This is a genomic window from Aestuariimicrobium soli (genome assembly GCF_051192575.1).
In the GTDB taxonomy this organism is placed as follows: domain Bacteria; phylum Actinomycetota; class Actinomycetes; order Propionibacteriales; family Propionibacteriaceae; genus Aestuariimicrobium; species Aestuariimicrobium soli.
Map to the genome: position 1 here is coordinate 491,274 of NZ_JBPJSQ010000003.1, position 13,329 is coordinate 504,602.

Genomic DNA, 13,329 nt, shown 5'->3' on the forward strand with positions numbered 1-13,329 from the left:
CGTGACTCTTCTCGAAACGGGTGCCGCCCCGGTGGCCGCAACCGGGCTGTTCAGCCTCGCCTGGCTGATGATCGCCATTCCGTTGGTGGTCGCCGGGTTCCTGCTGGTGGCCGGCAAGCTCACCGATGCCTGGGGCCACCTGCTGGCCACCCTGGCCGTGCTCGCGTCGTTCGTGATCGGGCTGGTGCTGTTCGGTGACCTGCTCGGACGAGACGCCGCCCAGCGCTCGGTCGTCTCCCACGTCTACGAGCTGTTCCACGTGGGCGCGCTGAGGTTCGACGTCAGCCTGCAGATCGACCAGCTGTCGATCCTGTTCGTGCTGCTGATCACCGGTGTCGGGTCGCTGATCCACATCTACTCGATCGGCTACATGGCCCACGACGAGCGTCGCCGCCGGTTCTTCGCCTTCCTGAACCTGTTCATCGCCGCCATGCTGACGCTGGTGCTGGCCGACAACTACCTGCTGCTGTTCTTCGGCTGGGAGGGCGTGGGTCTGGCCTCGTACCTGCTGATCGGTTTCTGGCAGCACAAGAACTCCGCGGCCGTGGCCGCCAAGAAGGCCTTCGTGGTCAACCGCGTCGGTGACCTCGGCATGACCATGGGCATCTTCGCGCTCCTCGCCCAGTTGGGCACGGTGAACTTCACCGAGGTCAACGAGCGTGCCGCCGGGCTGAGCCCGACGTGGGCGACCCTGATCGGCTTCCTGTTCCTGCTGGGGGCCTGCGGCAAGTCGGCCCAGGTGCCGCTGCAGTCGTGGCTGCTCGACGCCATGGAGGGCCCGACCCCGGTGTCGGCCCTGATCCACGCCGCCACGATGGTCACCGCCGGTGTCTACCTGGTCGTCCGCTCCCACGAGCTCTACGCCCAGACCGGCGCCGCCTCGCTGGCCGTCGCCATCGTCGGCACCGTCACGCTGCTGGCGGGTGCCTGGATCGGTACCAGCAAGGACGACATCAAGAAGGTGCTTGCCGGTTCGACCATGAGCCAGATCGGCTACATGATGCTGGCCGCCGGGCTCGGACCCATCGGGGCAGCGTTCGCGATCTTCCACCTGATCACGCACGGCTTCTTCAAGGCCAACATGTTCCTCGGTGCCGGTTCGGTCATGCACGGCATGAACGACGACGTCGACATGCGCCACTACGGGGCGCTGGCCAAGGCGATGCCGATCACCTTCATCACCTTCGCCATGGGCTACCTGGCGATCATCGGGTTCCCGTTCACCTCGGGCTTCTACTCCAAGGACCACATCATCGAGGCGGCGTTCGAGAAGAGCACCGTCTTCGGGGTGCTGGCCCTGCTGGGTGCCGGGGTGACCGCCTACTACATGACCCGACTGATGATGATGACCTTCCTGGGTCAGAAGCGCTGGCGCGAGGGCGTGCACCCGCACGAGTCGCCGCTGGTGATGACCATCCCGCTGATCGTGCTGGCCGTGCTCAGCGTCGTGGCCGGTGCCCTCATGCTCGGCTGGATCACCGGCTGGCTGGCGCCCGCCACGGGTGCCCACGAGGAGCACCTGAGCGTCGTCCACTTCTCGACCATCGGTCTGGTCACCATGGCCGTCGTGGCCGTCGGAGTGGTCATCGGTTGGCTGCTGCACCGTCGCGACGTGCCCGACACCGCACCCGTCACGCGCAACCCGCTGGTGCTCGCGGGCCGCAAGGACCTCTACGGCGACGCCTTCAACGAGGCTGTGCTGATGCGCCCGGGCCAGAGCCTGGTGGCCGGGCTGGACACCTTCGACCGCGGTGTCGTCGACGGCGCCGTGACCGGCGGTGCCGGCGTCTTCGGTGGCCTGTCGAGTGCCCTGCGTCGCCTGCAGAACGGCTACGTGCGCTCGTACGGGTTGACCATGGTGCTCGGCGTGCTGCTGGTCGGTGCCGTCTTGATCGTCGGCCGGCTGGCCTGAGAACAGGAGTTGTGAATGAATGCCCCCGTGCTCAGCCTGCTGGGCCTGCTCCCGCTCCTCGGAGCGCTCGTCACCTTCGCGCTGCGCGGACGAACCGCCAAGTTGGTCGGCTTCGTCTTCTCGCTCGCGACCCTGGTCTTCGGCGTGGTCGTCTACGTGCTCTCGCGCGGCACCGACCTCTCCGAGACCCACGTCTGGCTGTCGACCATCGGTGCCCACTGGGCGCTGGGGTCCGACGGTCTGGCGATGGTGATGGTGCTGCTCACCGTCATCGTGGTGCCCGTCGTGCTGCTCGCCGAGTGGCACGTGGGTGATTCGGCCGACACCGGACGAACCTCCACCGGCACCTTCTTCGCCCTCGCGCTGATGCTCGAGGCCTTCGCGTTGTTCTGCTTCATGGCGACCGACGTGCTGGTCTTCTACATCTTCTTCGAGGCCACGCTGATCCCGATGTACTTCCTGATCGGTGGCTGGGGCGGGGCCCGTCGCGGCCCGGCCGCGGTGAAGTTCCTGCTCTACTCGCTGGCCGGCGGCCTGGTGATGCTGTTCGGTGTGATCGGCGTCGGCGCCCAGGGTGCAGCGTCCGGCAAGGCGAGCTTCCTGATCAGCGATCTGGCCGCGGCCGGTATCGACACCGGCACCACCGGTCGACTGATGTTCCTGGCGTTCTTCATCGCCTTCGCGATCAAGGCCCCGATGGTTCCGGTGCACACCTGGCTGCCCGACACCGCCGAGCAGGCCAGCCCCGGGGCCTCGACCCTGCTGGTCGGCATCCTCGACAAGATCGGCACCTTCGGCATGATCCGGCTGTGCCTGACGATCTTCCCCGAGTCGACGAAGTGGGCGACCCCGGTGGTGATCGTGCTGGCCGTGCTCTCGGTGCTCTACGGCGCGCTGATGGCGATCGGTGCCAAGGATCTGCTGCGCCTGATCAGCTACACCTCGATCAGCCACTTCGGGTTCATGGTGCTGGGCATCTTCTGCTTCACCTCGCTGTCGCTGCAGGGCTCGATCTTCTACATGCTCAGCCACGGGTTCTCGACGGCGGCGATGTTCCTGGTGGTCGGCTTCCTGGTGAAGCGGCGCGGGTCGGCGAAGATCGCCGACTTCGGCGGCGTGCAGAAGGTGGCCCCGGTGCTCGCGGGCACCTTCCTGGTGGCGGGCCTGTCGGCCCTGTCGCTGCCGGGCACCTCCAGCTTCATCGGTGAGTTCATGGTGCTGGCGGGCTCCTGGTCCAGGCACCCGATCCAGACCGCGGTCGCCACCCTCGGCATGGTGCTGTCGGCGCTGTACATCCTGCTGGCCTACCAGCGGACGATGACCGGCCCCGTCACGCCCCAGGTCGACCAGCACGTGACCACCGACCTCAACCTGCGCGAGAAGGCCGTGATGGCCCCGCTGATCGCGCTGCTGCTGGTGTTCGGTTTCTTCCCGAAGCCGATCATCTCCGGCCTTGACCACGTTGTGAAGGACACCATGTCTGCCGTCTCGATGACCGATCCGGCCCCGGCCGTTGAAGGGGGCAAGTGATGAGCCTTGTGACTCTTCTGCCGCTGCAGTCGCTGCTGCCGCTCGAGGGTGAGATCACGCCCCCGAAGCTCGACTACACGGCCCTGGCGCCGCTGATCATCGTCTTCGTGGCTGCCTGCCTCGGCGTGGTCGTCGAGGGAGTGCTGCGTCGCCGCATCCGCGACGAGGCGCAGCTGATCATCGCCGGCCTCGGCCTGATCGGCGCGCTGATCTTCACCATCCAGGGCTGGAACGCCACCTTGCAGGGCATCCACGCGATGGGGTCGGTCGCCATCGACGGTCCGGCCTCGTTCGTGTGGGGGCTGCTGCTGGTGGTCGGGTTGCTCACCGTGCTGCTGATGAGCGAGCGCAAGCTCAACGGGGGAGCGATGGGCTTCGCGCCCATGGCCGCCGCCGTGCCCGGCTCGCCCGTCGAGAAGCGGGCCATCGAGCTGAAGGTCGAGCACACCGAGATCTACCCGCTGACGATGTTCGCCATCTTCGGCATGATGCTGTTCGCCGCGTCGAACGACCTGATCACCATGTTCGTGGCGCTCGAGGTCTTCTCGCTGCCCCTCTACCTGCTGTGTGGTCTGGCGCGTCGCCGCCGTCTGCTCAGCCAGGAGGCCGCGCTGAAGTACTTCCTGCTGGGGTCGCTGTCGTCCGCGTTCTTCCTCTACGGTGCGGCGCTGCTCTACGGCTTCGCCGGCGGTTTCGAACTGCGCACCCTCGACGCCGCCATCGGCGCCAAGGGCCCGAGCTCGCTGCTGCTGCTCGCCGGTCTGGCGCTGGTGGCCGTGGGTCTGCTGTTCAAGATCGGTGTGGTGCCGTTCCACTCGTGGACCCCCGACGTCTACACCGGTGCCCCCACCCCGATCACTGGGTTCATGGCCATCGCCACCAAGGCGGCCGCCATGATCGCCCTGCTGCGCATTCTGTACGTCGGCCTCGGCTCGCTGCGCTGGCAGTGGTCGCCGCTGCTGGCGGTGCTGGCCGTGATCACCATGCTGGTGGGTTCGGTGATCGCGCTCACGCAGTCCGACATCAAGCGGCTGCTGGCCTACTCCTCGATCGCGCACGCCGGCTTCCTGCTGGTGCCGGCGGCGGCCGTGGTCACCGCCCAGACGGCGACCAACGGGGCCCTGGCCAGCTCGTCCGGTTCGATCATGTTCTACCTGGCCGCCTACGGGTTCGCCACGCTGGGCGCGTTCGCGCTGATCACCATGGTGCGCAAGGCCGGCGGCGAGTCGACCTCGCTGGCCTCGTGGGCGGGGATCGGACGACGCCACCCCGTCTTCGGTGCCTGCATGGTGCTGTTCATGCTGTCGTTCGCGGGTATCCCGCTGACCGGCGGTTTCATGGGCAAGCTGCTCATCTTCCTGGCCGGTTGGTCGGGCGGCTACGAGTGGCTCGTGCTGGTGGCGGTGCTGATGAGCCTGGTGGCCGCGTTCTTCTACCTGAAGGTGATCGTGGTGATGTTCTTCCGCGAGCCGGGTGAGGCCGCCGAGGGAGTCACCGTCGAGAAGGCCTCCTGGCTGACCTGGTCGGTGGTCATCGCCGGCGTGGTGGGCACCCTGGTGCTCGGCCTGTGGAGCGGACCGCTGGCCGATCTCGCCTCGCGGATGTCGGTCTTCCTGCGCTGAGGTGAAACATCGCCTCACCGGAGCGCAACGGCGCCCCTGCCCGATCGGGTGGGGGCGCCGTTGCGTTCGGGCTGGTCCCGCGCTCGGGCTGGGGCGAGTGCCTCCCGTCGGCGGGACCCGATTCGGGCACCGGCAGCGGCACCCAGTAGGCTGAACCCGCCGCAACGTGCGGCCCGATCGAGCCCTGGGAGAGCGCGTGAGCGAGCCGTCGCGAACCGATGCCGCCGAGCAGTTCGGCGAGCAGATCACCGACCGCCTCGCCGTCATCGAGGATCGCCTGGTCGACCTCGCCGTCGCCGGCAACCCCTACGTCACCGAGGCGAGCCGCCACATCATCGCAGCGGGTGGCAAGCGGTTCAGGCCGCAGCTGGTGATCCTGGCCGCGCAGTTCGGGCAGGCCATCGACGACGAGGCCCTCGTCCGGGCGGCCTGCGTGGTCGAGCTCACCCACGTGGCCTCGCTCTACCACGACGACGTCATGGACGCCGCCGACAAGCGCCGCGGCGCCCCCAGCGCCAACGCCCTCTACGGCAACTCCATCGCGATCCTCGTGGGCGACTACCTGTTCGCCCGCGCCTCGTCGACGGTGGCCACCCTGGGCACCGAGTACGTGGCGCTGCAGGCCGAGACCTTCGCCCGGCTCGTCCAGGGTCAGATCGCCGAGACCCGCGGTCCGCAGCCCGGTGACGACGCGGTGGCCCACCACCTGCAGGTGATCGCCGACAAGACCGGTTCGCTGATCGCGGCCGCCGCGCGTTTCGGCGGCATGGTGTCGTCGGCCGACCCCGCCACTCTCGACCTGCTCGAGGAGTTCGGCGAGAAGATCGGCACCGTCTTCCAGCTTGCCGACGACTTGATCGACATCACCTCGGAGCAGACGGGCAAGACGCCGGGCACCGACCTGCGCGAGGGCATCCCCACGCTGACCACGCTGCGCTTGCGCGCCCGCCGCGATCCCGCCGATGCCGACCTGATCGCCCTGATCGACGGCGACCTCAGCTCCGACGATGCCCTCGCAGACGCACTGGCGCAGTTGCGGGCACATCCGGTGCTCGCCGAGACGCGCGCCGAGGTGCGCAGGCTGGCCGAAGAGGCGCGCGCCCTGGCCATGAGGCTGCCGGCGGGAGTCGCGCGCGACGCGCTCGACCAGCTGTGTGACACGGTGGTCGAACGCGTCAACTGAGCGCTCTTCGACGCGGGAGGGACGGTCAGTCGACGTCGAACATCGACCGGTTGTCGTAGAAGTGCAGGACGAACCTGCAGTTCAGGCACACCTTGAGCGTCATCTTGTGGTTGGTGAAGCCCCACTTCGACTCGCTGCGGGCAACCTCGGTCTGGAACTGGGTGCCGTGACACAAGGGGCAACGCAGTTGGACGGCCTGGAGGGGCTCCGGAGGCTGGTAGGTCGACATGATGGGCTGCTCCTGGGGGGTGTGAGCGGGACGGGTCCATCGTGTCTGACGCAACCGCGCCCCGCCGCCGTTCCTCCAAACATTGACGGTCACCAGATGGTGACCCGCTCCTCGGGGGCCAGCCACAGCTCGTCCGCCTCGGTGACGTCGAAGGCGGTGTAGAACTCGTCGACGTTGCGCACGATCTGGTTGCAGCGGAACTCCGCGGGCGAGTGCGGGTCGGTCGCGAGCCGCTGCTTGAGCGCCTCGTCGCGGATCTTCTGCTGCCAGATGGTCGAGTAGCTGAGGAAGAACCGCTGCTCACCGGTGAGGCCGTCGAGCTCGTCGACACCGTCGGGGTGGGCGAGGCGCCACGCCTTCAGCGCGATCGAGACGCCGCCCAGGTCGCCGATGTTCTCACCGATGGTCAGCGAACCGTTCACGTGCGGGGGGTTGTCCTGGCCCACCAGCTGCTCACACACGAGGGCGTCGTACTGGGCCTTCAGTGACCCGGTGCGCTGCTCGAAGGCCGCCCGGTCGTCGTCGGTCCACCAGTCGCGCAGGCGCCCGTCGCCGTCGCAGGTCGAGCCCTGGTCGTCGAAGCCGTGACCGATCTCGTGCCCGATCACCGCGCCGATGCCGCCGTAGTTGACGGCGTCGTCGGCGTCGACGTTGAAGAACGGCGGCTGCAGGATGGCCGCCGGGAAGACGATCTCGTTGCGCAGCGGGTGGTAGTAGGCGTTGACCGTCTGCGGGGTCATCAGCCATTCCTCGCGGTCAACCGGCTTGCCGATCTTGGCGAGTTCGTGGTCGAGCTCGAACGACGCGGCGGCGGCCACGTTCGCCACCAGGTCGCCCGCGGTGACCTCGAGCGCGGAGTAGTCGCGCCACTTGGTGGGGTAGCCGATCTTCGGGGTGAACTTCGACAGCTTCGACTGCGCCTCGGCCCGCGTCTGCTCACCCATCCACTCCAGCGAGGCGATCGACTCCCGGTAGGCGGCCAGCAGGTTGGCGACCAGGTCGTCCATGCGCTCCTTGGCGGCGGGTGGGAAGTGACGCTCGACGTAGAGCTTGCCCACGGCCTCGCCCATCACGCCCTCGATCAGCCCGACCGACCGCTTCCAGCGCGGCCGCTGCTCGGGGATGCCCAACAGGGTGGTGGAGTAGAAGTCGAAGTGGGCCGTGACGAACGGCGACGACAGGTAGGGCGAGAGCGAGCTGATCGCCTTCCGGCGTGCCCAGGCGCGCCAGGCCGGCAGTTCGTCCTCGGTCACCAGCGAGGGCAGCTGCTCGAAGAAGCTCGGCTGCTCGTTGACGACCTCGGCGACCGCGGCCGCGTCGATGGCGGCGGCGTCGAGGTAGTCCTGCCACGGCAGCGCCGAGGAGGCCGTGAATTCGTCCCACGACTGCAGGTTGTAGGCCTGCTTGAGGTCACGGGTGCGCACCTTGTCCCAGTGCAGCTTCGCGATCCTGGTCTCGAGGTCGACCACGAGGTCGGCCTGGCCCTCGGGGTCGTCCACGCCGGCCAACTCGAACGAGCGCACCACGTAGGCCCGGTACTGCTCGCGGATGCCGGCGTGCTCGTCGGCGCGGTAGTACTCCTCGTCGGGCAGCCCGAGGCCGCCCTGCCAGCAGAACACGACCGGACGATCCGGGTTACCGGGGTCGGACTCCACTCCGAAGCCGATGGCGCCCGAGATGCCCGACCGCAGGCTCCATCCCCAGTGGCGCACGAGGTCGTCCACCGAGGCGATGGCGTCGACCCTGGCCAGCACGGGGGCCAGTGGGGCGGTTCCCAGCTGCTCGATCGCCACTTCGTCCATGAAGGTGGCGTGCAGGGTGGCGATCTTCCAGGCCTCGCTGCCCTCGACCAGGTCGTCCTCGTCGAGACCGGTGACGATGTCGCGCACCGCTTCCTCCGACTCGTCCCGCAGCGAGGTGAACGCCCCGGCCGAGTGCTTGTCGGCGTCGATGGTGGCGGCGGCGAGCCAGCGGCCGTTGACGTGGCGGTAGAGGTCGTCCTGGGGGCGGATGGTGGGGTCGAAATCGGCAACGTTGAGCGCAGCGGTCATGCTCGCGAGCCTAGCGCGCTGCGGCAGGTGGCAGCGCGGCGGTCCCCCATCCACCAGTGACCGCCACAACCCGCTCGGGCTGGGCGTCAGTTGATGCGCCACTCCACGCTGATCGTCTGCGCGGTGGATCCCGTCACCGAGGCCGACACCGTCGCATTGACCGGCACCTTCTGGGCGGGGGTGACCCCGCCGTTGCGGTACTCGGTGCGCAGCCGCAGGTTGAGGTTGACGGTGGCCTGGGCGATGCTCTGGTCGCTCGCCGACAGCGCCGGATTGGCCGAACTCAGGGTCTCGCTCTCCAGGCTCCAGCGGGGCGATCCGGGCACCAGGTCGGGGGTGGCCTCCATCGAGAACGGGCAGTTGGCTGGGCTGAGCTCGTGTCGGCTCAGGCACAGCTGCAGCGAGCGCTGGGCGGCCGACAGGAAGGCCTGCTTGCCCGCCGGAGTCAGCAGGGGAGTGATCTGGTGGTCCGAGACGGAGTCGTAGTTGAGGTGCGGCACGGTCAGCGTGTCACTGGCGGGGAAGGCCAGGAACGTCAACCCCGTCGACATCACGTAGCGGCCCGGGAACAGCTCCATCGGGTTCGACCAGGCGATCGAGACGCCGTTGACCTGCAGCGGCACGTGCTCGACGCCGGTGCTCACCGGGCGGAAGGTGACGGTCGCGTGGTCGAGCAGCCACGACCCGTTGTCCTGCTTGACCACGCGGAAGGTCGTGTTCACCTTGTCGTTGCCCAGCTGGTAACTGGCGGGGATGAGGCTTGCGTTCTCGCTCGCCTGCGGCACCTGGATGTTGGTGATCGGGGCGACCTTCAGCGAGACGGCGTAGGCCTGCTTGGCGATCACGCGGGTCGAGCCGGTGCCCGTCGTCTGACCCAGACTGAGCGCGGTGTCGGTGTCGCCCTTGGCCAGCGCGTCGAGGTACTGGCGCACCACCTCGTCGCCGCGCAGCACCTTGGCCTTCGTCGAGGCCGAGTTCTCGGGCAGCTTCGTGGCCAGGTCGTCCTGGGTCACCCGGAAGAACCGCACGTAGACCGCGCCAGCCACCACCGCGACCAGGATGACCGCCAACGACCACGCCAGAATCGCCTTGATCGACACTCCGGCCCGCTGCCGCCGCACGGGTTCCGGCGGCGCGACGAAGCGGTTCTCGGGGGCGTGGAACCGTCCCCGCCCCGCGTGGGGGAAGGGCACGTCCTGGGCCTGCACCATCGGTGGCAGCGACCCGGGGGAGGACGATCGTCCGGTCGCCAGGTGGGTCGCCCCGGCGTCGTCGCCCGCCAGGGGCGGAGCCGGGCGCGGGCGGTAGGTCGTCCGCTCGCCCTCGTCACCCGTCGGACGCATCCCCATCGGACGAAGTACCGTGCCGTCGATCTCGTCGCCCGCGCGGGCCGGGGCCCGGGGTGGGGTCGGCTGGGACGACGGATCGGACTGCATGGGCCCAGCTTCTCGCACGAAGGGTCCTCGGGTGGGGGTCCTCGGGTCGGAACGGGAGGGTCAGTCGACGACCCAGACGTCCTTGCCGTCGATCAGCGACTGCAGGGCCGAGGTGGGATCGGTGGTTCCCTGCTGGGCCAGCTCGACCTGCTGCCGGGCCAGGTCGTCGTAGGCGGGGCGCTCGACATCGCGGAAGATGCCGATCGGCGACTGGTGCATCACGCCCGAGTCGGTGAGGCGGCTCAGCTCGAAGGCCAGCGAGGGATCGGCCCGGTGGGCGTCGTGCACGACGATGTCGGCCTCGTCCACGTCGGCGGTGGCGGCCACCGTCAGCGACCCGTCGCGACGCACCACGCACTGCTGGCCGTCGCGCCCGAAGATCAGCTTGCTGCCGTGCTCCAACGGGATCAGGGCGTCGGCGGCCGAGGGACCCTTCAGCCCCTCGAAGGCGCCGTCGTTGAAGATCGGGCAGTTTTGGTAGATCTCGATCAGCGAGGTGCCGCGGTGGTTGGCCGCCGCCTTGAGCACGCTGGTCAGGTGCTGCCGGTCGGAGTCGATGGTGCGGGCCACGAAGCTGGCCTCGGCGCCCAGCGCCAACGAGATCGGGTTGAACGGGTGGTCGAGGGAACCCAGCGGGGTCGACTTGGTGACCTTGCCGACCTCGGAGGTGGGCGAGTACTGACCCTTGGTGAGGCCGTAGATGCGGTTGTTGAACAGCATGATCGTCATGTTGACGTTGCGCCGCATCGCGTGGATCAGGTGGTTGCCGCCGATCGACAGCGCGTCGCCGTCGCCGGTCACCACCCACACGCCCAGGTCGGGACGAGTGGTGGCCACTCCGGTCGCGATGGCGGGGGCTCGTCCGTGGATCGAGTGCATGCCGTAGGAGTCGACGTAGTAGGGGAAGCGCGACGAGCAGCCGATGCCCGAGACGATCACCGTGTTCTCGCGGTTGATGCCGAACTCGGGCATCAGGCCCTGGAAGGCGGCGAGAATGGCGTAGTCACCGCAACCGGGGCACCAGCGCACCTCCTGGTCGGAGGTGAAGTCCTTGCGGTTGAGCGGCTCCAGCGACAGCGGCACCCCGGCGAGGCCCTTGTAGGCGGGCTGGCCGGCAGTCGGCTGAGCGGTGGTGTTCTGGGTGTCTGTGGTCATCGCACATCACTCCTTGTCGGCGCCGAGGCCGTCGATGACCTCGGTGAGTTCGGCGGCGAGTTCGCTCGGCGAGATCGGCAGGCCGCGCACGCGCGAGAAGCACTGCGCATCGACCAGGAACTTCGCGCGCAGCAGCATGGTCAACTGGCCGAGGTTCATCTCGGGCACGATCACCTTGTCGTAACGCTTGAGGATCTCGCCCACGTTCGCGGGCATCGGGTTGAGGTGGCGCAGGTGGATCTGCGCGATGGTGCGGTCGGTGGCGCGCACGCGGCGCACGGCAGCCGTGATCGGGCCGAACGTCGAGCCCCACCCGACCACCAGCACCTTCGCCTCGCCCGACGGGTCGTCGACCACGAGGTCGGGAATGTCGCGGACGATGCCGTCGACCTTCGCCTGGCGCGTGCGCACCATCAGGTCGTGGTTGGCGGGGTCGTAGCTGACGTTGCCGGTGTTGACGGCCTTCTCGATGCCGCCGATGCGGTGCTCGAGGCCGGGTGTGCCCGGAATGGCCCACGGACGAGCCAGCGTCTCCTCGTCGCGCAGGTAGGGCTGGAAGACCGGCTTGCCCTGGGCGTCGGTGGCGTTGGTCTCGGTCGCGAATCCCGGATCGATGGCGGGGATGTCGGCGAGATCGGGCAGCTTCCACGGCTCGGCGCCGTTGCCCAGGTAGCCGTCGGAGAGCATCACCACGGGGGTGCGGTACTTCACGGCGATCCGCACGGCCTCGATCGCGGTGTCGAAGCAGTCGGCGGGCGACGCCGCTGCGATCACCGGCACTGGAGCTTCACCGTTTCGTCCGTGGATGACCTGCAGCAGGTCGGCCTGCTCGGTCTTGGTGGGCATGCCCGTGGACGGCCCGGCGCGCTGCACGTCGACCACGACGAGCGGCAGTTCGGTCATCAGGGCCAGGCCGATGGTCTCCTGCTTGAGCGCCATGCCGGGGCCCGAGGTCGAGGTGACTCCCAGCGCACCGGCGAAGGAGGCGCCGACGGCGGCACCGACGGCCGCGATCTCGTCCTCGGCCTGGAAGGTGTAGACGCCGAAGTTCTTGCGCTTGCTCAGCTCGTGGAGCACGTCGCTGGCCGGGGTGATCGGGTAGGTGCCCAGGAAGAGGGTGAGGCCGGCCTTCTGGGCGCCGGTGATCAGGCCGAGCGCGGTGGCGGTGTTGCCGTTGACCTGGCGGTAGCGGCCGGCGGGCATCTTGGCGGGGGAGACCTCGTAGCGGTGCGCGAACACCTCGGTGGTCTCGCCGAACGCGTAGCCGGCCTTGTAGGCGGCGATGTTGGCGTCACGGATGTCGGGCTTGGTGGCGAACTTCTCGCCGAGGAAGCGCTCGGTGCCGCCGTCCTCGCGGGAGTAGAGCCAGCTCAGCAGGCCGAGGGCGAACATGTTCTTGGCGCGGGAGGAGTCCTTGCGGCCCAGCCCGAACTGCTCGACGGCGCCGATGGTCATGGCGGTCAGGTCGAGCGGCACCACCTGGTAGCTGGCCAGCGAGTCGTCCTCGAGGGGGTTGGCCTCGTATCCGACCTTGGTGAGGTTGCGCTTGGTGAAGTCGGCGGTGTCGACGATCACCAGGCCGCCGTGGGCGAGGTCGCCGATGTTGGCCTTGAGGGCGGCCGGGTTCATCGCCACCAGCACGTCGGGACGGTCGCCGGGGGTGACGATGTCGTAGTTCGCGAAGTGCAGCTGGAAGCTCGAGACGCCGGGCAGGGTTCCCTGGGGGGCGCGAATCTCGGCCGGGAAGTTGGGCAGGGTCGAGATGTCGTTGCCGAAGGTCGCGGCCTCGGCGGTGAATCTGTCGCCGGTGAGCTGCATGCCGTCGCCTGAGTCGCCGGCGAACCTGATCACGACGCGGTCGAGGGTCTGAACCTTCGTCACGTTGCCTCTTGCTTTCCCGGGGTGGTGCCCCTGGTTCCGTGTGTGTGTTGCTGGGTGGGTCGTGCTGGGTGCTACTGGGTCGTGCTGCTGGGGTCGGCTGGCACGCGTGCACTGCCGCCCAACCTTACTGCGCAACCGAACGCCCTCCCGAGTTGTTCCAGCCGGGCAGAACCTTCCGCATCGTGAGACGCCGGGGTGCCGGGGCTCGTTGTCTCGGTTCGGCGCCGGTGTGCGCGGGCAACACCCGATCCAATCCGGTTCCGTGGTGGGGGGGTTTTTTCCCTGGTGGGAAAAAAGCGCAAAAAGCGAAAAAGTAGCGGCGAGGTTTCT

9 protein-coding genes are annotated in these 13,329 nt (G+C 68.5%); 4 read left to right on the forward strand and 5 right to left on the reverse strand.

The window, feature by feature from the left end:
• The first annotated feature begins 1 nt into the window (after nucleotide 1).
• From nuoL to ACSDQ9_RS06045, 4 genes are all read left to right on the forward strand, one after another.
• A complete protein-coding gene (nuoL, locus tag ACSDQ9_RS06030; protein ID WP_435144890.1) occupies nucleotides 2-1,912 on the forward strand; it encodes an NADH-quinone oxidoreductase subunit L in 1,911 nt (636 codons plus the stop codon).
• Between the two features lie 15 nt (nucleotides 1,913-1,927).
• Nucleotides 1,928-3,442: an NADH-quinone oxidoreductase subunit M gene (locus tag ACSDQ9_RS06035; protein WP_435144892.1), complete on the forward strand. Its 1,515-nt coding sequence runs from the start codon at nucleotides 1,928-1,930 to the stop codon at nucleotides 3,440-3,442.
• Nucleotides 3,442-5,064 (forward strand): NADH-quinone oxidoreductase subunit NuoN, encoded by a 1,623-nt coding sequence (nuoN, locus tag ACSDQ9_RS06040; protein WP_435144894.1) that lies wholly within the window; start codon nucleotides 3,442-3,444, stop codon nucleotides 5,062-5,064. The genes ACSDQ9_RS06035 and nuoN overlap by 1 nt, the downstream gene beginning before the upstream one ends.
• A 196-nt stretch (nucleotides 5,065-5,260) precedes the next feature.
• Nucleotides 5,261-6,247, forward strand: a complete 987-nt coding sequence (locus tag ACSDQ9_RS06045; protein WP_435144896.1) for a polyprenyl synthetase family protein — start codon at nucleotides 5,261-5,263, stop codon at nucleotides 6,245-6,247.
• Nucleotides 6,248-6,272: 25 nt separating this feature from the next.
• Here ACSDQ9_RS06045 and ACSDQ9_RS06050 read toward each other — a convergent pair whose 3' ends face one another.
• From ACSDQ9_RS06050 to ACSDQ9_RS06070, 5 genes are all read right to left on the reverse strand, one after another.
• Complete coding sequence (locus ACSDQ9_RS06050; protein ID WP_435144897.1) at nucleotides 6,273-6,476, reverse strand: hypothetical protein; 204 nt, start codon at nucleotides 6,474-6,476, stop codon at nucleotides 6,273-6,275.
• A gap of 89 nt (nucleotides 6,477-6,565) precedes the next feature.
• On the reverse strand, nucleotides 6,566-8,527 hold the full coding sequence (locus ACSDQ9_RS06055; RefSeq protein WP_435144899.1) for a M13 family metallopeptidase: 1,962 nt from the start codon (nucleotides 8,525-8,527) through the stop codon (nucleotides 6,566-6,568).
• A gap of 86 nt (nucleotides 8,528-8,613) precedes the next feature.
• Entirely contained in the window at nucleotides 8,614-9,963 is a 1,350-nt protein-coding gene (locus tag ACSDQ9_RS06060; RefSeq protein WP_435144901.1) for a hypothetical protein, read from the reverse strand.
• A 60-nt stretch (nucleotides 9,964-10,023) separates the two neighbouring features.
• Nucleotides 10,024-11,118, reverse strand: coding sequence for a 2-oxoacid:ferredoxin oxidoreductase subunit beta (locus ACSDQ9_RS06065; protein WP_435144903.1), 1,095 nt, complete (start codon nucleotides 11,116-11,118; stop codon nucleotides 10,024-10,026).
• Nucleotides 11,119-11,124: 6 nt separating this feature from the next.
• Entirely contained in the window at nucleotides 11,125-13,134 is a 2,010-nt protein-coding gene (locus ACSDQ9_RS06070) for a 2-oxoacid:acceptor oxidoreductase subunit alpha (protein WP_435144905.1), read from the reverse strand.
• Nucleotides 13,135-13,329: the final 195 nt, after the last annotated feature.